The 20,346-nt window shown below is 41.3% G+C and carries 21 protein-coding genes and 1 rRNA gene; 11 read left to right on the top strand and 11 right to left on the bottom strand.

Annotated elements, in window-relative coordinates; genetic code table 11:
- The 11 genes from EUAN_RS11565 to rpmH all read right to left on the bottom strand — a co-directional run.
- On the bottom strand, positions 1–226 hold a 226-nt coding region (locus EUAN_RS11565), incomplete at its 3' end, for an NADH-quinone oxidoreductase subunit NuoE family protein (protein WP_211266293.1).
- 383 nt (positions 227–609) lie between these two features.
- Positions 610–1,518: a PhzF family phenazine biosynthesis protein gene (locus EUAN_RS11560; RefSeq protein WP_071064665.1), complete on the bottom strand. Its 909-nt coding sequence runs from the start codon at positions 1,516–1,518 to the stop codon at positions 610–612.
- 12 nt (positions 1,519–1,530) lie between these two features.
- Positions 1,531–2,316, bottom strand: a complete 786-nt coding sequence (locus EUAN_RS11555; protein ID WP_071064663.1) for a ParB/RepB/Spo0J family partition protein — start codon at positions 2,314–2,316, stop codon at positions 1,531–1,533.
- A gap of 114 nt (positions 2,317–2,430) precedes the next feature.
- On the bottom strand, positions 2,431–3,147 hold the full coding sequence (rsmG, locus tag EUAN_RS11550) for a 16S rRNA (guanine(527)-N(7))-methyltransferase RsmG (RefSeq protein ID WP_071064661.1): 717 nt from the start codon (positions 3,145–3,147) through the stop codon (positions 2,431–2,433).
- On the bottom strand, positions 3,140–5,047 hold the full coding sequence (gene mnmG / locus EUAN_RS11545) for a tRNA uridine-5-carboxymethylaminomethyl(34) synthesis enzyme MnmG (protein ID WP_281182099.1): 1,908 nt from the start codon (positions 5,045–5,047) through the stop codon (positions 3,140–3,142). Before mnmG ends, rsmG begins: the two co-directional genes overlap by 8 nt.
- 17 nt (positions 5,048–5,064) lie before the next feature.
- Positions 5,065–6,447 (bottom strand): tRNA uridine-5-carboxymethylaminomethyl(34) synthesis GTPase MnmE, encoded by a 1,383-nt coding sequence (mnmE, locus tag EUAN_RS11540; RefSeq protein WP_071064659.1) that lies wholly within the window; start codon positions 6,445–6,447, stop codon positions 5,065–5,067.
- A 101-nt stretch (positions 6,448–6,548) separates the two neighbouring features.
- Positions 6,549–7,184, bottom strand: a complete 636-nt coding sequence (gene jag / locus EUAN_RS11535) for an RNA-binding cell elongation regulator Jag/EloR (protein WP_071064657.1) — start codon at positions 7,182–7,184, stop codon at positions 6,549–6,551.
- 1 nt (position 7,185) lies between these two features.
- Entirely contained in the window at positions 7,186–7,956 is a 771-nt protein-coding gene (locus tag EUAN_RS11530; RefSeq protein ID WP_097678084.1) for a YidC/Oxa1 family membrane protein insertase, read from the bottom strand.
- A 15-nt stretch (positions 7,957–7,971) separates the two neighbouring features.
- Positions 7,972–8,181, bottom strand: coding sequence for a membrane protein insertion efficiency factor YidD (gene yidD, locus EUAN_RS11525; protein WP_071064655.1), 210 nt, complete (start codon positions 8,179–8,181; stop codon positions 7,972–7,974).
- A 2-nt stretch (positions 8,182–8,183) separates the two neighbouring features.
- A complete protein-coding gene (gene rnpA, locus EUAN_RS11520; RefSeq protein WP_071064653.1) occupies positions 8,184–8,531 on the bottom strand; it encodes a ribonuclease P protein component in 348 nt (115 codons plus the stop codon).
- 47 nt (positions 8,532–8,578) lie between these two features.
- A complete protein-coding gene (gene rpmH / locus EUAN_RS11515) occupies positions 8,579–8,713 on the bottom strand; it encodes a 50S ribosomal protein L34 (protein ID WP_071064651.1) in 135 nt (44 codons plus the stop codon).
- A gap of 559 nt (positions 8,714–9,272) precedes the next feature.
- Here rpmH and dnaA point away from each other — a divergent pair.
- From dnaA to EUAN_RS11460, 11 genes are all read left to right on the top strand, one after another.
- Positions 9,273–10,616, top strand: coding sequence for a chromosomal replication initiator protein DnaA (dnaA, locus tag EUAN_RS11510; protein ID WP_071064649.1), 1,344 nt, complete (start codon positions 9,273–9,275; stop codon positions 10,614–10,616).
- A 243-nt stretch (positions 10,617–10,859) separates the two neighbouring features.
- Positions 10,860–11,957 carry a DNA polymerase III subunit beta gene (gene dnaN, locus EUAN_RS11505; RefSeq protein ID WP_071064647.1) on the top strand — a complete coding sequence of 366 codons (1,098 nt, stop codon included), beginning with the start codon at positions 10,860–10,862 and terminating at the stop codon, positions 11,955–11,957.
- Between the two features lie 85 nt (positions 11,958–12,042).
- Complete coding sequence (locus EUAN_RS11500; protein WP_071064645.1) at positions 12,043–12,255, top strand: RNA-binding S4 domain-containing protein; 213 nt, start codon at positions 12,043–12,045, stop codon at positions 12,253–12,255.
- Positions 12,256–12,327: 72 nt separating this feature from the next.
- The gene (gene recF, locus EUAN_RS11495; protein WP_071064643.1) at positions 12,328–13,422 is read left to right on the top strand and encodes a DNA replication/repair protein RecF; all 1,095 of its coding nucleotides are present in this window, start codon (positions 12,328–12,330) and stop codon (positions 13,420–13,422) included.
- Positions 13,423–13,440: 18 nt separating this feature from the next.
- Positions 13,441–13,761, top strand: coding sequence for an extracellular matrix regulator RemB (gene remB / locus EUAN_RS11490; protein WP_071064641.1), 321 nt, complete (start codon positions 13,441–13,443; stop codon positions 13,759–13,761).
- Positions 13,748–15,658, top strand: a complete 1,911-nt coding sequence (gyrB, locus tag EUAN_RS11485) for a DNA topoisomerase (ATP-hydrolyzing) subunit B (RefSeq protein ID WP_071064639.1) — start codon at positions 13,748–13,750, stop codon at positions 15,656–15,658. The genes remB and gyrB overlap by 14 nt, the downstream gene beginning before the upstream one ends.
- A gap of 134 nt (positions 15,659–15,792) precedes the next feature.
- Positions 15,793–18,219 (top strand): DNA gyrase subunit A, encoded by a 2,427-nt coding sequence (gyrA, locus tag EUAN_RS11480; RefSeq protein ID WP_071064667.1) that lies wholly within the window; start codon positions 15,793–15,795, stop codon positions 18,217–18,219.
- 85 nt (positions 18,220–18,304) lie between these two features.
- Positions 18,305–18,622 (top strand): STAS domain-containing protein, encoded by a 318-nt coding sequence (locus EUAN_RS11475; RefSeq protein WP_071064636.1) that lies wholly within the window; start codon positions 18,305–18,307, stop codon positions 18,620–18,622.
- 5 nt (positions 18,623–18,627) lie between these two features.
- Positions 18,628–19,059, top strand: coding sequence for an ATP-binding protein (locus tag EUAN_RS11470; protein ID WP_169817388.1), 432 nt, complete (start codon positions 18,628–18,630; stop codon positions 19,057–19,059).
- A gap of 1 nt (position 19,060) precedes the next feature.
- Positions 19,061–19,849 (top strand): SigB/SigF/SigG family RNA polymerase sigma factor, encoded by a 789-nt coding sequence (locus EUAN_RS11465; RefSeq protein WP_071064632.1) that lies wholly within the window; start codon positions 19,061–19,063, stop codon positions 19,847–19,849.
- Positions 19,850–20,230: 381 nt separating this feature from the next.
- A 16S ribosomal RNA gene (locus tag EUAN_RS11460) occupies positions 20,231–20,346 on the top strand; the annotation flags it as partial.

The raw sequence follows: 20,346 nt of genomic DNA, 5'->3' as shown, positions 1-20,346 counted from the left end.
GCGTGAACTGCGAGTAGAAAGTCACAACTCCGTACACCTCTGCTAGTGGTACAGAAAGACCCTCAGATATCTTTCTCTGAACCTCTATAGGAAGGTATCCAAAAAGGCTCTGCGCCTTGTGAAGCACGCTCATAAGCGCTCCTTTTGTTCCCTTCTTGTCAGCTATTATATCGTCTAGCTGCTGAAGCTTTTCCTTGTTTTCTTCCCAGTCAAATTTAAATTCCATGTCACAACCTCCTGTTTTTATATTGAATGCCTCAAAATCAACAAATTCTTATTATAACAGTTTATCAAGAGCTGTATACATTATCCAAACTATAGATGTCTTCTATGTTTCAGCCTCTAAGATAAAAAAGTATCATACACCCTTAATTCTAATATTTAATCTTCACTCAGTCAATAAATGATAATTTTTCTTCAAGTATGAATCACCATTCATATTTTAATTCAGTCTTTTACGAGTCTTTCCTTTTCCATACAGTGAGTTTTTTGATATTGCTTGAGTCTTAACTTGAAAAGAGCAGTCACCAAAGCACTAGAACTGGCTTTTTGACTGCTCAACATATTAAGTCTCGTTATTTTTTTAACCATCATTGTTTTCACGTGAAACTAAAACCTGACTACTCCTTCGAAAAAGATATTCCCCATTCCCCCTATTTTTATAGGGTACTCTAATTCAGTTTCATCTACAGAGCAGTGAACTATGCTTGGGCTGTTTATGAAATCACCTTGATTGCAGACTATCTTTCTGCCGTTTAAAAGATTGTGCCTGTTGAGATAAAATACCATGCCCACGTTGGCAGATCCGCTGCAAGACCTCTCTTTAACCTCGTGTGCCATCACTTCAAACTGCCTGCACTCCACATGGTTGTCTCCGTTTATGGTGAATATGTGTATCCAAGGTGCTTCCTCTACAGGTATCCCACTGCTTTTCAGTATCTTGATCATGCTTCTGTGATTCAGTATTACACCTCTCAGTATCTCCTTGGACCTTACAGGCACTATCAAGTCGTGGCTGCCGGAGTATATAAGCTCTGGGAAGAGTTCCATATCTCCAAGCCCCAAGTCTTCTGTTCTTATGTTCAGGACTCTCTCGGTACCTTCGACCTCCCTGTACTCTTTTAGCAGCGTCGGTGTATGCTTGTACATCTCCACGCTGACTATCTTCCAGTCTTTGAAGTGTATATCTATTGGATTCTTGCCTACTTCAGTGTGTTGATAGACCCTGACTTTGCCGTTTTCAACTCCATCTAGGTATCCCTTTTCTCCGAGTGTAAAAAAGCCGGCTATTGTCGCATATCCGCAGAACTTGATCTCTTTTTCCTCTCTGAAAAACCTCACCCTGTAGTTTTCCTCGTCTATTTTGAATATGAACGCTGTCTTCTCAAGCTTGACTACCCTCAGTATGCTCCGAATATCCTCTTCTGAAAGACTGTTGGCATCTGGTATTATAGCTGCCGATCTCCCCCCGAACGGCACGTCTGTAAACGCGTTGGTCTGGTAAATTATAACCTGCATATATTCCACTCCTTAAGACATTTCTATTTGTCTAGACAGGATGTCCACCAGGAAATCTAGTTCCTCGCTCCTGCCATACTCTATCTCTATCTTTCCCTTGTGCTTCCCGTTTTTAATTCTGACTTTGTTTCCAAGTCTCTCAGTAAGTTTTCTCTCTATCTCTTCCACATGTATATCTCTCTTTTTCTCGACCTTCTTCACCGACGAGCACTTTTCTTCAGATACAAGTCTTTCCAGCTCTCTAACCGACAGCTCTTCTTCTAGCGCTCTTTTGCAAAGCTCTTTCATGCGCTCCTCGTCTCCAGCGCTCAGAAGTGCACGCCCATGTCCCGAGCTCAATGATCCAGACTTTATATGCTCTACTATGTCCCCTGGAAGTTTTAAGAGCCTTATTGTGTTCGATATATATGACCTGCTCTTGCTGAGTATCTCGCTCAGATCCTCCTGGGTCTTTCCCGTTTCAGCTAGGTATTTTTTAAAAGCCAATGCCTCTTCCACCGGATTCAAGCTCTCTCTTTGAATGTTTTCGACTATTGCTATCTCGAGCTCTTCCTCCCTGCTGATCTCTCTGACCACAGCCGGTATCTTCTTCATCTTAAGCCCCATGGCAGCTCTCCATCTTCTCTCTCCGGCAACTATCCTGTAGGTCCTGCCGTTTTTGACTAGCACAATTGGCTGTATTATGCCGTTTCGCTCTATGGAGTCCCTGAGTTCAGATAAACTGTCTCCATTGAAGCTAGTCCTGGGCTGCTCTCTATTTGGCTCTATAAGGTCTAAATCTATTTCTTCAATCTTCAAATTCCTGCTCTCTCCTTTAAAAACCTATAGGTAGATTATATAGTATTCCTCGTTATTTTTATACCCATAATGACATAAAAAAGCAGAGCGAAAAACTTCGCTCTGCTCTACAGTCTAAAGTGGCTTCTTCTTAGGGTTCCCTCCGCCTCTAGGGTATACAGATGGCGTTCCCTTCACTTTCTTTATCAAAAGCAAGTTATGGACTATGTCGCTCGATGGAAGTGGTATGTCTATCCTCTTCTCTATCTGCCCGCCTAGCTTTTCTATCGCTTTTTCCGCCTGCTCTATCTCCTCATCTACATCCGGTCCTTTCATGGCTATGAAGTAGCCTCCTACCTTTACAAATGGAAGGCAGTATTCAGAGAGTGTGTTAAGTGAAGCTACAGCTCTAGACACAGCTATGTCGAAAGTCTCTCTGTACTCCTTTTTTCTCCCGAGCTCTTCTGCACGGCCGTGAACTGTGGATATATTCTTAAGCCCTAGCGTATCTATTACTTCATTCAAGAATTTAAGCCTCTTGTTCAGACCGTCTAAGAGCACCACCTCTGTGTCTGGCTTCAGTATGTTTACAGGTATTCCTGGAAAGCCTCCGCCTGTTCCCACATCTATGATCCTCTCATTTCCGCCTATCAACCCGCTCTTGAAAACAGATACGCTGTCTAAAAAGTGCTTTATGTCTATCTCGTCGTCATCTGTTATGGCTGTTATGTTTATCTTTTCATTCCATTCCTTTAAAAGTCTCTTGTAATCTGAGAACATCTCGATCTCTCTATCCGAAAGGTCTAGTCCCAGCTCTTTAGCTCCATCTATGAAAACATCCATCTTAGTCATCTTTTCTATCTCTCCTGTTTCTATTCTGCTGTTCTAGGTATATGAGCAGCACGTTTATATCTGCCGGCGAGACTCCTGATATCCTGGAGGCCTGACCTACTGACTCCGGCTTTATGTCGTTTAATTTCTGTCTTGCCTCTAGCCTAAGCCCCTTTATCTCGCTGTAGTCTATCTCTTCAGAGAGCTTCTTATGCTCAAGCTTTCTGAACTGGTCTATCTGGATTGTCTGCTTTTTTATATACCCATCGTATTTTATCTGGATTTCAACCTGCATCCTGACTTCTTTCTTCAGCTCCGGCCTCTCAGGGTCTATGCCTGAAAGCATGTCGTAAGTTATCTCCGGCCTCTTTATAAAGTCGTACATGGATGTTGGTGTCTTGAGCGGAGTTGTGTTTATGCTCTCTAGGTAGCTGTTCACCTCTGCGTTCGGTGTAAGCTTGTAGTTCTTAAGCCTCTCCAGCTCGTCTTCTAGAGACTGCTTCTTCTCAAGGTATCTTCTGTACCTCTCCTCGGAGGCCAGCCCTACGCTGTATCCTTTTTCTGTAAGCCTTAAGTCTGCATTGTCCTGTCTTAGAGTCAGCCTGTACTCGGATCTTGAAGTCATCATCCTGTACGGCTCCTCTGTTCCCTTTGTCACAAGGTCGTCTATGAGCACCCCTATATAGGCCTCCGATCTGTCCAAGATAAGCGGCTCTCTTCCGTCTAGCTTTAACACGGAGTTTATCCCTGCCACAAGCCCCTGAGAGGCTGCCTCTTCATAGCCCGAAGTTCCGTTTATCTGCCCTGCAAAAAAGAGGTTTTCCACTGCCTTCGACTCAAGCGAAAGCTTGAGCTGTGTAGGGTCTATGCAGTCGTACTCTATTGCATATGCGCCTCTCATTATCTTGACATTTTCAAGGCCTTCCACAGATCTCATCATCTCCAGAAGCACGTCTTCAGGAAGTGTTGTAGACATCCCCTGCACATACATCTCGGCAGTATGCCTTCCCTCTGGCTCTACAAACACCTGATGCCTCTTCTTGTCGGTAAACCTGACCACCTTGTCCTCTATCGAAGGGCAGTACCTAGGCCCGACGCTCTCCATATCCCCAGCGTACATCGGGGATCTTCCTATATTGTCCAGTATTATCTGGTGGGTCTTCTCGTTTGTGTAGGTCAAATAGCACGGTATCTGCTCTACGTTCAGCTCGTCTGTCATAAAGGAGAACGGGATTATCTCTTCGTCTCCATGCTGAGGCTCTGTCTTCGAGAAATCCACAGACTTGCTGTGTATCCTGGCAGGAGTTCCCGTCTTGAACCTCCTCATCTCGAATCCGATTTGCCTCAAGCTGTCTGAGAGCTCTGTAGATGGGAAAAACCCGTTAGGACCTCCCTCATAGTTGAGCTCCCCTATAAATATCCTTCCCTTGAGGTAAGTTCCTGTAGCTATTATCACTGAATCCGCACTGTAGGTAGCTCCTGTCCTAGTCTTCACGCCCTTGACTTTTCCGTCTTCCACCAGCACCTCTGTGACCTCGCCTTGCCTCAAGTCAAGATTATCTTGATCTTCCAGATTGTACTTCATCTTGTTCTGGTATTCGAACTTGTCGGCCTGGGCTCTGAGAGAATGTACAGCCGGCCCTTTCGAGGTGTTTAGCATTCTAGACTGTATCATAGTTTCGTCTATAGCTATTCCCATCTCTCCGCCTAGGGCGTCTATCTCTTTTACTAGATGTCCCTTGCCAGTCCCTCCTATAGAAGGGTTGCAGGCGAGAAGCGCCACGGCATCAAGGCTCATGGTCAGTATAAGTGTCTCTTTACCCATCTTGGCCGAAGCTATTGCGGCTTCGCAGCCTGCATGCCCTGCTCCTACTACTATAACGTCATATTTCCCAGCAAAAAATTCTATTGCTCTGCTCATATTTCCTCCCGTTCCTTCTACTTTCCAATGCAGAAGTTCTTGAAAATCTTGTCTATTATATCTTCTCCAATAGAGTCCCCAGTTATAAAGCCCAGGTTCTCCCAGCAGCCCTTTATGTCGACCTCTATACAGTCTACAGGCATCTCCATATTGAGTGCATCCAGTGCGTCCTGGACATTTTCTTTGGCCTTTATAAGCAAGTCCCTCTGTCTTGTATTTGTGACTATAGGATCCTCTCCTATTTCAACTTCGCTGCTCAAAAACATCTCTTTCAGCTTTTCTTCAAGCTTGTCTATTCCCTTTCCCTCCAGCATAGAGGTGGTTATTATATACTTGTCTTTCAGCATGTTGGAGACGTCTTCTTCTCTTAGCTTGCTGTCTAGATCGGTCTTGTTGAATAGAACTATTGCAGGCTTGTCCTTCACAAGCGATATTATCTCGATATCCTCCTGCTCTAGCTCCTTGGAGCAGTCAAATACCACTATTGCAAGGTCGGCGTCTCTGAGCATCTCCTTGGCTCTTTCTACACCTATCTTCTCCACTAGGTCGTCTGTTTCTCTTATCCCAGCAGTGTCTACTATCCTAAGTGGTATCCCGTTTATGTTTACATACTCCTCTATTATATCTCTAGTTGTGCCCGGAATGTCCGTAACTATGGCTCTGTTCTCTCTGAGGAGGGCGTTCATAAGAGATGATTTTCCCACGTTGGGTTTCCCCAGTATCACAGTCTTTACTCCCTCTTTTATAATCCGTCCCGTATTGGAGGTGGCTATCAGCTTGTCTATCTCTTCATATACGTGTTTTGCAGTCTTCTTCAGCTCCTCAGATGTGATCTCCTCCACATCCTGGTCCGGGAAGTCTATCGACGCCTCTATATGGGCAAGCATAGAGAGCAGCTCGTTCTGAAGCTCTCTTACTTTCAAAGTCATACTTCCCTCTAACTGGTTTAGCGACATGTCGAAGTTGGCATCTGTCTTGGCCTTTATAAGGTCTATTACAGCTTCCGCCTGCGATAGGTCTATCCTTCCGTTTAGAAACGCCCTCTTTGTAAATTCGCCTTTCTCTGCAAGCCTGGCTCCTTCCAATAGCACAAGCTCAAGTATCCTTCTGACTGAAATGGCTCCTCCATGGCAGTGTATCTCCACCACGTCTTCTTTGGTGTATGTCTTAGGCTCTTTCATGTATACGGCCATGACCTCGTCTACAGCTCTCCTGTCTTTTGGATTGACTATATGCCCGTAGTTCAATCTTCTCTCCTCTAGTCCACTTAGGGGCTTTTCACTCGCTCCTTTGAAGATAGCATCCGCTATCTCTAAAGATTTTTTGCCGCTAAGCCTTATTATCCCGATTCCACCCTCTCCTGGAGGGGTTGCTACTGCCGCTATCGTATCTATATCCAAATCTCTTCACCTTCTCTTCTCTCTTTATACTCTCAGAATATTATATACTATACAATGCAAAAAAACATAAAAAGAGTGCCGAATATTCGACACCCTGCATATTACTTTTCTTTTTTAAGCTGTACTATAACTCTTCTGTATGGCTCTTCGCCTTCGCTATAAGTCACTATCCCCTTGTCGCCTTGAAGCGCCGAGTGGATTATCCTTCTCTCATATGGGTTCATAGGCTCTAGCCTTATTGTCTTCTTGTTTTTCTTTACAGTGTTGGCCAGTTTCTTGGCAAGCTCGACCAGTGTCTGCTCTCGCTTTTCCCTGTAGTCCTCTATATCAAGAGTAACTTTGACATATTTGTCTCTGTTTTTGTTTAGCGACAAGCTCAGCAAGTACTGTATAGAGTCAAGCGTGCTGCCTCTTTTCCCTATTAGAATTCCCTTGTCTGTGCTAGATATGCCATCTACTTTTACAAATATTTCGTTCTTGTTTTTAGATGCCTTGATACTTCCCTCTATATTCATCTTCTCAAGCAGCTCTTTCAAAAATGACTCTGCTAAGTACTCCAGCTCCTTGTCTCCAACCACTTTTACTTTGGCCGGTGTAGTCCCCATAAGCCCGAAAAACCTCTTTGAAGGCTCTTCTAGCACCTCTATGCTTACATCTTCTCTTTCAAGTCCTAACTCTTTCAATGCAATATCTACAGCTTCTTCAACAGTTTTAGCTGATTTTATTACAGACTTCATATCAGTTAGATTCCCCCTTGACCTTCTTAAACGTCTTGTTCAAAATTAACTGCTGAACTATCTGGAATATATTAGAGACAGTCCAGTAAATAGTAAAACCTACAGGATAGCTGTATCCAAAGTAAAGGAACATTGCAGGAGTTATATAGAGCATTATCTTCTGAGTAGACTGAGCCTGATCCGATGCCCCGTCTGTAGTCGGTTGCATCTGCATGCTGTACTTGCTGTAGAAGTAAGTCGTAATAGCCGATATTATGGCTATTATCGGAATTGTCACTCCAGCTATCTGAAAGTCGTTAGGCATTCCGTTTATAATCGCCGTAGGCTTTTGAGCTATATCGATTATCCATAAGAAGCCCTTACCCATGGCGTCAAACGCCGCTTGAGATTCAAATACGTATTTCACAGGGTCCTGCATAACCCTGAAGTATCCTATAAGTATTGGGAACTGTACTAGAAGTGGCAAACATCCTCCAAAAGGACTCACCTTGTTGTCTTTGTACAGCTTCATAGTCTCCTCGTTTAGCTTTTGAGGGTCATTCTTGTATTTCTTCTGAAGCTCCTTCATCTTAGGCTGTATGGCCTGCATGCCTTGCATTGACTTTGTCTGCTTTATAGTAAGCGGAAGTAGTATAAGCTTAAACACTATAGTTGCAAGTATTATAGCCATCGAATATGCTGAAAGCCTCTCAAAGTCCAGTCCTATGCTTACACATAGATTGTACATAAACTTAAGAAGCATCCCTAGCGGTCTAGCAATTATATCTATCACTTAAAAACCTCCTTTTCATAGTAGCGGATCGTGTCCCCCTTTTCCAAAAGGATGGCACCTGAGTATCCTCTTGACGCTTTTAAAGCCTCCTTTAAAAGCACCGTACTTGTTTATGGCTTGAAGAGAGTATTCTGAGCAGGTTGGATAGTATATGCAAGCATCCGGCGTCAGCGGTGATATGAACTTCTGGTAAATCCTTATAATAAGAACAAGCAGTCTCTTCAAACTTACCTCTCCTTCACAGCAAGACTAGAAATCTTCATTATGTGCTTTAAAGCACTCTCAATCTGTCTGTAGTCTATCTCGCCAGCTCCAGCCCTTGACAATAGGATTATGTCGTATCCCTTTTTCACTCTGTCCTTATGCTTTCTGTAGGCTTCTTTAAGTCTTCTCTTGAATTTATTTCTAGTTACACTGTTCCCGAGTTTTTTCGTAGTTACAAAGCCCACTCTATTGTATGTAAGACCGTTCTCTTTGAAAAAAAGAACTAGATACTTGTTGGCAAATGATTTCCCGCCATCATAGACAACCCTAAACTCCCTGCTATTCCTAAGTGTCTCCTCTTTGTTTTTCATAAAATTACTCCTTAAATTGAATAAAAAGGCCACAAACTTGTGCGGCCTTATGCAGATAGCTTCTTTCTTCCCTTTAATCTACGTCTCTTTAACACAGCTTTTCCTGATCTGTTCTTCATTCTCTTTCTGAAACCGTGCTCTTTACTTCTCTGTCTTTTCTTTGGTTGGTAAGTTCTTTTCATCCTTAACACCTCCTTCAATGTCAAAGTGTCTATATAAACACCTTAGTTTCTTCTTAAATCGATTCTAGACGTACCACTATTTGATTATATTAGCAAGTTACTTCTATGTCAAGGAAATACACCATAAAATATTTTTTTGAACGCTCCTCCAAAGTCCCATATCATGCGCTTTTGAAACCATTTTCATCCTTACGTGTTGATTACGTAATTGTTGATTCTGTGGATATCTTTTATAAAACATTGATACTTTCCACAGTTTTTGATAATATAATACTCGTTGTGGATACTTTATCAACATATCAACAGTTATCAACAGGTTGTGGACAATATTGTGAATAACTATCGCTGAGGTTTTCATTTTTCGACTATTTCAAGTTGTTTTAGCGATTAATATTCACATTTCTTTTTTTTAAAATCTGTTGATTATCTTAGTATATAATTTTTAAAGACAGTTTTCTACATAAATATCCACATTCTATTTTTTTCATATTTTTTTGTTTTTAAAGCTTATTTTTTGTTAATAACTATGTTGATAAATATATTCCCACGGAGGTGTACTATGGATTCAAATTTAGATGATATCTGGAGAGCTTCTCTTGAACTCATAAAGACAGAGCTCAGCGATGTCAGTTTTAACACTTGGTTCAACACTATGGAGCCTCTTACAATAAACGAATCAGAAGTGGTGCTTGGAACACCTAATGAGTTCACGAAGAAGATAATCGAGGACAGGTACCTCATACTTTTAAAAAATGCAATCTCCCAGACTACAGGCCTTGACTACAATCTAAGGCTTATTTGTCCTGGCGAAGACGGTGAGATAGACAACAGCGCAGAGAGCGAAAAGCCTAATGTAGCTGATTACGCTGTCTCTCAAAATCCAAACCTAAACCCTAAGTATACTTTTGAGTCTTTTGTAATTGGAAACAGCAACAGGTTCGCACATGCTGCATCTCTAGCTGTAGCTGAAGCTCCTGCTATGGCCTACAATCCCCTCTTTATATACGGAGGCGTCGGCCTAGGCAAGACCCACCTTATGCACGCCATAGGACATTATATTCTCTCTCAGAACCCAAAGTCCAAGGTGGTATACGTGTCCTCGGAGAAGTTCACAAATGAGCTTATAAACTCTATTAGAGACGACAGGAACACAGAGTTTAGAAACAGATATAGAAATGTAGATGTGCTTTTGGTCGACGACATTCAGTTTATAGCTGGAAAAGAGAGAACACAAGAGGAGTTCTTCCACACTTTCAACGCACTTCATGAAGCCAACAAACAGATTATAATTTCAAGTGACAGGCCTCCAAAGGAGATTCCTACGCTAGAGGACAGACTACGCTCCAGGTTTGAGTGGGGTCTAATAGCTGATATCCAAGCCCCTGACCTAGAGACTAGGATTGCAATACTCAGAAAGAAAGCAAACCTAGAAAATATCGAAGTAAACAACGAAGTCATGCTCTATATAGCCACCAATATAAAGTCAAATATAAGAGAACTGGAAGGTGCACTCATTCGAGTCGTAGCCTACTCTTCTCTTACAAATAGACGCATCTCTGTAGAACTTGCCGAGGAAGCTTTAAAAGACATCCTCTCTAAATCTAAGCCTAAAGAGGTGAACGTAGGGCGGATAAAGGAAGTTGTAGGCGATGACTACAAGCTTAAGATAGAGGAGTTCAGCTCTAAAAAGAGAACCAGATCCATATCTTTTCCAAGGCAGATAGCCATGTACTTGTGCAGAGAACTCACTGACCTCTCTCTTCCCAAAATAGGGGAGGAGTTTGGAGGAAGAGACCATACAACTGTAATACATGCATATGAAAAAATATCTAAAGATCTCGAAAATGATTCAGAACTGAAAATCAGGGTTGAAAACATAGTCAAGAAGATAAAGGGAGAATAATCAACAGTATTTGTTTATATTTTCTGATTTCCTGTTGATTATATTTGCCTTAAATATATGTCAGTGGATTATGTTGATAACTTGAATCGCTATTTTTTCGTTTTCAACATATAATCAACAGGCTCTACTCTTCTCATTGCAACAATTAGGTAGGCTTATCAACATATCAACAAGCCCTACTACTACTATTACTAAGTTAATTTATCATTTTTCAAAAAAAACAGCTAGGGAGGTTATCCACAATTGAAAATATCAATCCAACAAAATACATTGTCCAAAGCTATTGGCATAGTGCAGAGAGGAGTATCCTCTAGATCAACACTGCCTATACTGAGTGGAGTGCTCTTAAGAGCCATAAACGATGAACTTATACTTACAGGTACAGACTTGGAGCTGGGTATAGAAACTAAAGTCAAATGCAACGTAATCGAGGAGGGAAGCATAGTACTGACTTCGAAGTTGTTTGGGGAAGTAGTCAGAAAGCTGCCTCCAGAGGAGATTTCTATTGAAGCCGATATGGAAAACAATGTTCACATAAACTGTGGGAATTCAAAGTTCAACATAGTGGGACAGCCTTACGAGGAATATCCACAGCTTCCAGAGCTTGATGAAGAAAAGTCATTCCACATCTCAAAAGAACTGCTAAGGTCTATGATAAAGCAGACCATATTTGCGACAGCCCAAGACGAGACAAGACCTATACTGACAGGAGCGCTTATGGAGATAGAAAAGTCGGAAGCGTCTCTAATAGCTTTAGACGGTTACAGGCTGGCGCTTAAGAAAGTGAAGATAGACTACAGCGAAGATATAAAAGTCGTAATACCAGCCAAAACTCTTTCTGAAGTCAGTAAGATAGTAGATGAAGACGAGTCTGACGTAAAGATATCCACAACAGAGAACCATATAATCTTCAGTGCGGGCCCTACTGTTGTAACTTCAAGACTTCTAGAGGGACAGTTCCTAAACTACAGAGACATAATAAGAAGTGAGTACAAGACAAAGGCTGTAGTCAGCACTAAAGAACTCCAAAGCTCCATAGAGAGGGCTTCGCTTCTTGCAAGAGAAGGAAAAAACAATCTGATAAAGCTAGATATAAGCGATGACACTGTAGTCATAACATCCAACTCCGAGATAGGAGATGTATATGAGAGTATTCCCATAAAGCTTGAGGGAGACAATATACAGATAGCATTCAACTCTAAATATATACTAGACGGTATAAAGGCCATAGAGAGTGAAGAGATTGAGCTCTACTTGACAAGCAATGTAAACCCTTGCATTATGAAGCCGTTGAACGATGAAAGCTACACTTACCTTGTACTTCCAGTAAGGCTGGCGTAGTTTGAAACTTAAAATGCCGATAGCTAAAGCTATGGGCATTTTTTTCTTTTTGATATATAATTAAGTAAACAGAGGAGGAATAGAGATGAAAGAAGTGGTAATAAAAGACGAATTCATAAAGCTAGATCAATTGTTGAAATACGTAGGTATAGCCCAGACAGGTGGAGAGAGCAAGCATTTAATTTCAAGTGAAATGGTGAAATTAAATGGGATAGTAGTCACTCAAAGGGGAAAGAAGATAAGATCAGGAGATACCGTTGAAGTAGAGGGCTACGAGGAAGCATATAGGGTGAAATAGCAAGTTCGCAAATATGTATGGTATAATGGATTTAAAGTTAGTGACTATCAGCGGCATAGGAGAGTGCTGAATTTGTATGTAAAAAGCGTTAATTTAATAAATTTTAGGAATTATGAAAATATTAAAATAGACTTAAGCCCTAAGCTTAATCTGTTCTTAGGAAATAACGCACAGGGAAAAACCAATCTGCTAGAGTCCATATATATAGCTGCTATAGGAAAGTCCTACAGAGTTACAAAAGACAGAGATCTTATAAACTTTAAAAAAGAAAAGGCCTATATAGGTGTGGAAGCTGAGACTTCAAGGGGAACTAGATTTGTGGAATTCAAGTTTCAAAGAGACGCCAAGAAGATAGTGAGAATAAATAAGCTTGAACTGAATAGACTGTCAGAGCTTTCAGGCAATATAAACGTGGTTATATTTGCGCCGGAAGACTTGAATCTCGTAAAGTCGGGCCCTTCAGAGAGGAGGGCTTTTCTAGATACAGAGATATCGCAGATAAGGCCTAGGTATAGGTACAATCTAGCCAAGTACAGCAAAATAATCTTTCAGAGAAACAAGCTCCTAAAGAGCAGGGGGCGAATAAATGCCGACCAGCTAGAGCCATGGGATATCCAGCTTGCCGATGTAGGGTCAGATATAATATTGGATAGAATGGGATTTATAGAAAAGCTTTCTTGTATATCTAGAGATATCCACAAAAAAATAACTGACGGGAAAGAGTCTTTAGACATAGAGTACAGATCTTCCTTTCCCATAGACAAGAGCTCGAAGCAGGAAATTGAAAAATCATACTACGGATGCCTATGCTCAAGCAGGGCTAAGGATATGGAAAAGGGGAATACAGAGTACGGACCTCATAAAGATGACATAGATATAGAGCTAAACGGAGTTTCTTGCAGGACTTTCGGATCACAGGGGCAGCAGAGAACGTCTGCGCTTTCTCTGAAGCTGGCAGAAGTCGAGCTTATAAAGGAAGAGGTGGGTGACTATCCAATACTTCTGCTAGATGATGTGCTATCGGAGCTTGACTCAGACAGGAGGAAGTACCTCATCTCCACTTTTGAAAAGGTTCAGACCATAATAACTTCAACTGACGATGTTAACTTACTGGACAATGAGAGCAAGCGTATATTCAGGATAGAAGACGGGAGTATTTTCAGATAAAAAAGAGAAGGTGATAAAGTGTTTTTGCATATAGGGAAAGACAAAGTCATTCCGACTAAGGACATAATAGTTATAGTGGACGTAGAGTCCATGGAAAAATCTGAGACGAACAGGGAGTTTTTCAGCATAGCTTCAGAAGAAGGATTCATGGTTGAAGATTCAGAAAATCCAAAGTCCTATATAATAACGGAAAGTACAGAGTGCAGGAAAGACTTGAGAAAGGGAAAGACCAGGACCGAGATATACAGCTCAGGGATATCATCGAGCACTCTTTTAAAGAGATCAAACTTTATAGACAATATAGACTTAGGAGGAATAGGATATAATGAATCAGAGTAATCAAAATTATGGAGCAGCCCAGATACAGGTACTCGAAGGACTAGACCCGGTTAGGAAAAGACCAGGTATGTATATAGGAAGCACTGGACCAAGAGGACTACACCACCTAGTTTACGAGGTAGTAGACAACAGTATAGACGAGGCTCTTGCGGGAAGATGCGACACCATAGAGATAAAGATAAGCGACGGAAATATAGTTTCAGTTAGAGACAACGGAATAGGAATCCCGGTAGAAGTACACCCAAAGACTGGTAAGTCAACGCTTGAGACTGTACTTACAGTGTTGCACGCAGGTGGAAAGTTCGACAACGATGCATACAAAGTTTCAGGAGGACTGCATGGAGTCGGAGTTTCAGTAGTTAACGCGCTTTCAGAGAATTTACAGGCAGTAATCAAGAGAAATGGAAAGATATACAGCCAGAAGTTCGAAAGAGGAGTACCTGTAACAGAGCTAGAGGTGGTAGGAGATACAAGTGAAACTGGTACCGAGATAATATTCAAGCCAGATGACACCATATTTGAAGAGATAAACTTCAGGTACGAGACTCTAGAGCATAGGCTTAGGGAGCTTGCTTTTCTGAACAAAGGCGTGAGGATAGAGTTTAGGGATGAAAGAGAAGGCATAGAAAAAGAGAATATATTCTACTACGAGGGCGGAATAAAGGAGTTCGTGCAGTATCTGAACAGAAAGAGAACTCCTATTCATGAGGACATAATATACTTTGAAGGAGAGAAGGAAGGCTCGGCTGTAGAGCTAGCCATTCAGTACACTACAGAGTATACAGAGAATGTATATACTTTTGCCAACAATATAAGCACTCATGAAGGTGGAACACATCTAGTCGGGCTTAGAGCTTCGCTCACTAGGATAATAAACGACTATTCTAGAAAAAATGGGTTCTTGAAAGAGAAAGACGAAAATCTGACAGGGGAAGATGTGAGAGAAGGGATGACAGCTGTACTGTCTGTAAAGCTCTCAGAGCCTCAGTTCGAAGGACAGACCAAGACAAAACTCGGAAACAGCGAGATGAGAGGAATAGTCGACAGCATAGTCAGTGAAGCTATGGGCAATTTCCTAGAGGAGCACCCTAAAGAAGCTAAGACAATAGTAGAGAAAGCGCTAAGGGCTGCGAGGGCAAGAGAAGCTGCCAAAAAAGCGAGAGAGCTCACTAGAAGGAAAAGCGCGCTAGACAGCATGGCTCTTCCAGGAAAGCTTGCGGACTGCTCTGAAAAAGACCCTTCTAAATGCGAGGTATTCATAGTCGAGGGGGACTCGGCTGGAGGATCTGCAAAGCAGGGAAGAAATAGAGCTATACAGGCGATACTTCCGCTTAGAGGAAAGATAATGAACGTCGAAAAGGCCAGACTAGATAAAATACTTGGCTATGAAGAGATAAAGACTATGATAACAGCCTTTGGATGCGGAATAGGAGAAGATTTTGACGAAAAGAAACTCAGGTATGGGAAGATAGTCATAATGACTGACGCCGATGTGGACGGAGCTCATATAAGGACACTTCTGCTGACTTTCTTCTTCAGGTATATGCGTCCACTTATAGACAACGGACATATATATATAGCCCAGCCTCCCCTTTACAAAGTTAAAAAGGGAAAGACAGAGATATACGCTTACGACGATGCAGAGCTTGAGAAGATACTAAACGAGATAGGAAGAAGCAACTACTCTCTCCAGAGATACAAAGGACTGGGAGAGATGAATCCAGACCAGCTTTGGGACACGACTATGAACCCAGAGACAAGGACAATGCTTCAAGTTGATGTAGAAGATGCACAGGCAGCTGACGAAATATTCCTGACTCTAATGGGAGATAAGGTAAAGCCAAGAAAAGAGTTCATAGAAGAAAATGCTATATACGTAAAGAACTTAGACATATAAATAAAAAACTTGTAAGCTGGCGGATGGGAGTTTAGTTCTGCCAGCTTTTAAAATTATCTTTGTTTGGAATAAGGAAGCAGATATATGATAAAATAGATTTAGTCAAAGTGAGTATAAAGAAGCAGGAGGAAATGATGAGCGAAGAGATGAATAATTTAAAGAAAATAGACATAGAGCAAGAGATGAAAAAGTCATATCTTGACTATGCAATGAGTGTAATAGTGAGCAGAGCTCTTCCAGATGTAAGAGACGGGCTTAAACCTGTTCACAGGAGAATAATATATGCGATGAACGAGCTTAGCCTTCAGCCAGAAAAGCCACACAGGAAATCGGCTCGTATAGTCGGAGACGTACTTGGTAAGTACCACCCACACGGAGATACAGCTGTATACGACGCAATGGTAAGACTTGCACAGGAGTTCTCTACAAGGTATCTGCTAGTAGACGGGCACGGTAACTTTGGATCAGTAGATGGAGACAGCGCCGCAGCTATGCGTTATACAGAGGCTAGAATGGGCAAAATAACTACAGAGATGCTCAGAGACATAGAGAAAGAGACTATAGACTATAGACCAAACTTCGACGAGACGCTTGACGAGCCAAAAGTGCTGCCAAGCAGATTCCCAAATCTACTGGCAAATGGATCTTCCGGTATAGCTGTTGGTATGGCTACGTCTATACCACCTCATAATCTAAAAGAGATAATCAACGGGATAGTGGAGCTTATAGAGAACCCTGAAGTAGAAGTTGAAGATATACTGAAGCATATAAAGGGACCAGACTTCCCTACAGGGGCCATGATAATGGGGAAAGACGGATTAAGTGAAGCCTACAGGACAGGAAGAGGAAAAGTGACTGTAAGAGCTGTCAGCAATATAGAGGTGAACGAAAAGGGAAGATCAAGCATAATATTCACAGAGATTCCTTATCAGGTAAACAAGGCCAGAGAAATAGAGAAGATAGCTAGTCTTGTGCGAGACAAGAAGATAGAGGGAATCTCAGACTTAAGAGATGAGTCGGACAGAGATGGAATGAGAATAGTAGTAGAAGTAAAAAAAGATGCAAATCCAAATGTAATACTCAACAAGCTCTACAAGTACACTCAGCTTCAAAATACATTCAGCATAATAATGATAGCACTTGTAGACGACAGGCCAAAGCTTCTCAACCTGAAAGAGATAATGCAGCACTACCTGTCACATCAGCACAATGTGATAGTCAGAAGGACAAAATACGAACTCAAGAAGGCTGAAAGCAGGGCCCATATACTGGAGGGGCTGAAAATAGCACTCGACAGAATAGATGAAGTTATAAAGCTGATAAGAGGGTCTAAGATAGCTCAAGAGGCAAAAGATGGGCTTATAGAGAAATTCGGACTTTCGGAAATCCAAGCTCAGGCGATACTGGACATGAGGCTTCAAAGGCTTACTGGACTAGAGCGAGGAAAGATAGAAGACGAATACAAGAACATAATATTGGAGATAGCTAAGTTCAAAGAGATACTCTCAAGCGACGAGCTAATATACAAGATAATAAAAGACGAGCTTCTAGAGATAAAAGAAAAGTATGGAGACAAGAGAAGGACAAGGATAGTTCCGGCAGAAGACGAACTAGATATGGAAGACTTGATAGATGAAGAGGATGTTGTAATAAACCTGACTCATATGGGCTATATAAAGAGGATGCCTGAGGATACCTACAAGACTCAAAGAAGAGGTGGAAGGGGCATTTCAGGGATTACGACTAGAGATGAAGATTTTGTATCTGATTTATTCACTACATCTACTCACGACAACTTGCTTTTCTTTACAAATCAAGGTAGGGCATATTGCCTGAAGGCCTACGACATACCGGAAGCCAAAAGGCAGGCGAAAGGGACAGCTATAATAAACTTGCTCCAGTTAAATCCAGGGGAAAAAGTAAATGCGGTTATTCCTATAAGGGATTTCAGCAAAGAAAGCTACTTGGTTATGGTTACAGATCATGGAGTCATAAAGAAGATAGACCTAGAGCAGTTGAAAAGCATAAGAAAGACAGGGATCATAGCGATAACATTGAAAGATGGAGACGAGCTTATATCTGTCAGGAAGACAAGTGGAGAAGACCAGCTTATAGCGGTTACATCTTACGGCCTTGCAATAATGTTTGAAGAGACAGATGTGAGAGCTATGGGAAGAACTGCAGCAGGAGTAAAGGCAATGACACTGAAAGAGGGAGACAAAATAGTGGGTGTTGACCTTGTAGAAGAGAGTAAAGACCTGCTTGTCATAAGTGAAAATGGATACGGTAAAAGAACTCCGCTTGAAGACTACAGGCTTCAAAAGAGGGGCGGAAAAGGAATAAAGACTTACAACGTAAAGGATGTTACAGGGAATTTGATAAGTGCAAAAGTGGTGAGCCATGAAGATGAAGTCATGATAAACTCCACAATGGGGACTATAATAAGATTAAACGTAGGAGATATATCCAATATGGGCAGGACAACTCAAGGCGTTAGACTTATGAAAATGCAAAAAGATGATAAGGTAAGTTCAGTTGCAAAAATAGTGGCCGAAGAGTAGACAGAACAGCTCGTTTTTTTGTTTACAATGAGACATAAGATGATATACTATAATTTGAGACGACTATAAAATAGGGGGTAATAATGTGGCTTTAGACGTTATTAAGAATTTTGATGAAGATACGAGAGCATACTATATCCAGCCAATAGGAGAGATAGATATACACACATCTAATCAGTTTAAAGGGATACTAATAGATGCTATAGAAGAAAAAAAGAGTGACCTTGTTGTAGACGGAGAAAACTTGGACTATATAGATAGCACTGGACTAGGGGTGCTAATAAGTGCGCTTAAAAAATCGCAAGAACTAGAAAAAGAGATAAAAGTAATAAATTTAAAGCCAAGCATAAAGAAACTGTTCTCCCTGACTAGCTTAGACAAAGTGTTCAAGATAGAGGGGTAATGACAATGGAGAGCGTAAAGGATGTCATAAAACTTAAAATACCGGCTAGAGGTGAATACTTAAGCCTCATAAGACTCACAGCGTCTTCAATTGCGGCTAAGATGGGGTTCAATATAGATGATATAGACGACGTAAAGGTATCTGTAGGAGAAGCCTGCACAAGTATAATAGAGAGTCTGAATCCCAAAGAGGAAAGCGAATTCAAGATAGAGTATGTAGTTTCAGAGGATAGTTTAGATATAGAAATAAAAAGCAAGGTTAGATCAGAACGAGAAGAGACTGAAGAAATAGACGAAGATGCTATGGAACTGGCGTCACTTCTAGAAGATGGGCTTGGAATAATGATAATACAGTCGCTGATGGATGATGTAGATATTTCAAAGTCAGAAGAAGGCGAAATGGAAATAAAAATGACAAAGTCGAAAAAGGATGAGTAATATGGGCAATTCTACATCAAACGAAGCAAAAGAAAAGCTTAAAATCAAGAAAGACAGTAAAGAGCTTTTTAGAAAATATGCAGAGACGAAAAACATTGATGTCAGAGAAGAGCTCATATCGAGATATATGTATATAGCGGAGATTCTATCTAAAAAGTATGCTAACAAGGGAATCGACTACGATGACATATATCAAGTGGCTTGTATAGGCCTTATATATGCAGTTGACAGGTTTGATATAGATAAGGGCTACGAATTTTCAAGCTTTGCGACACCTACTATAATAGGAGAGATAAAGAAGTACTTCAGGGACAAAGGCTGGGCTATCAGGGTTCCTAGAAGGATTCAAGAGCTCTCTCAAAAAGTTAATCTGGCAAAAACGACTTTGAGCCAGGAGCTTCAAAGAGCTCCAAATGTATATGAGTTGGCTGAATACTTGAACTCCACACCGGAAGAAGTGCTGGAGGTTATGGAAGCGAGCAAGGTATACACGCCTCAATCGCTAGATATTTCGTACGAATCGGATGGAGATGACAAGGAGATATCGCTTTCTGATCTAATAGGAGAAGAGGACAAGCAGTTCTTGAAGATAGAGAACAATGACTTCCTGTCTAAGACTATAGAGAAGCTCAACAGAATAGAGAAGCAGATAATAAGTGACAGGTATTTCAACAAGAAAACTCAGATAGAGATAGCAAACGACTTGGGCATATCCCAGATGACTGTCTCTAGAATGGAAAAGAAGATAATAGAGAAGTTCAAAAGGGAACTGGAAAAGACAAACTCATAGTGGTTAAAAGAAAAGCGAACAAACTCATTGTTTGTTCGCTTTCTTAAAAAGTCAATTTAAACTATTGACATGCATGAGATATAGTGTTAAGATAAGCAAGTTGTCTCTGAAAGATGCGAAAGAGAAACAAGCAGAGCTAAGACAGCATTAAAGAAACGTTAAAAAGATTTAAAAAAGCTATTGACACCACGAACTGGTTATGATATAGTAGATAAAGTAGTCAGCGGGGAACAAGTGCTGGCGACAATGAACTTTGAAAGTTGAACAGTAAAAAGCAAGTTAATTCCTTAAGATCGCCCGCAAGGGAGATCAAATTAACGGATGATCAGACATCCAAAAAAACTGAAAAAACAGTCAGCAAGACTGACCAAGATAAACTTTTTAAATGAGAGTTTGATCCTGGCTCAGGATGAACGCTGGCGGCGTGCTTAACACATGCAAGTCGAGCGAGAGAACTCGAAGGAAAACTTCGGTCGGAATTCGAATGATCTAGCGGC

Source organism: Andreesenia angusta (assembly GCF_001855385.1).
GTDB classification, from domain to species: Bacteria; Bacillota; Clostridia; order Tissierellales; family Gottschalkiaceae; genus Andreesenia; species Andreesenia angusta.
This window is presented reverse-complemented; position numbering and strand designations above follow the sequence as displayed.

Excerpts from the sequence above, each read along its gene's own strand:
- gyrA (WP_071064667.1), top strand. The coding sequence starts at position 15,793 with ATGAGCGAAGAGATGAATAATTTAAAGAAAATAGACATAGAGCAAGAG.
- EUAN_RS11500 (WP_071064645.1), top strand. The coding sequence starts at position 12,043 with ATGAAAGAAGTGGTAATAAAAGACGAATTCATAAAGCTAGATCAATTG.
- EUAN_RS11560 (WP_071064665.1), bottom strand. The coding sequence starts at position 1,518 with ATGCAGGTTATAATTTACCAGACCAACGCGTTTACAGACGTGCCGTTC.
- gyrB (WP_071064639.1), top strand. The coding sequence starts at position 13,748 with ATGAATCAGAGTAATCAAAATTATGGAGCAGCCCAGATACAGGTACTC.
- dnaA (WP_071064649.1), top strand. The coding sequence starts at position 9,273 with ATGGATTCAAATTTAGATGATATCTGGAGAGCTTCTCTTGAACTCATA.
- EUAN_RS11465 (WP_071064632.1), top strand. The coding sequence starts at position 19,061 with ATGGGCAATTCTACATCAAACGAAGCAAAAGAAAAGCTTAAAATCAAG.
- rsmG (WP_071064661.1), bottom strand. The coding sequence starts at position 3,147 with ATGACTAAGATGGATGTTTTCATAGATGGAGCTAAAGAGCTGGGACTA.
- mnmG (WP_281182099.1), bottom strand. The coding sequence starts at position 5,047 with ATGAGCAGAGCAATAGAATTTTTTGCTGGGAAATATGACGTTATAGTA.
- EUAN_RS11470 (WP_169817388.1), top strand. The coding sequence starts at position 18,628 with ATGGAGAGCGTAAAGGATGTCATAAAACTTAAAATACCGGCTAGAGGT.
- jag (WP_071064657.1), bottom strand. The coding sequence starts at position 7,184 with ATGAAGTCTGTAATAAAATCAGCTAAAACTGTTGAAGAAGCTGTAGAT.
- rpmH (WP_071064651.1), bottom strand. The coding sequence starts at position 8,713 with ATGAAAAGAACTTACCAACCAAAGAAAAGACAGAGAAGTAAAGAGCAC.
- rnpA (WP_071064653.1), bottom strand. The coding sequence starts at position 8,531 with ATGAAAAACAAAGAGGAGACACTTAGGAATAGCAGGGAGTTTAGGGTT.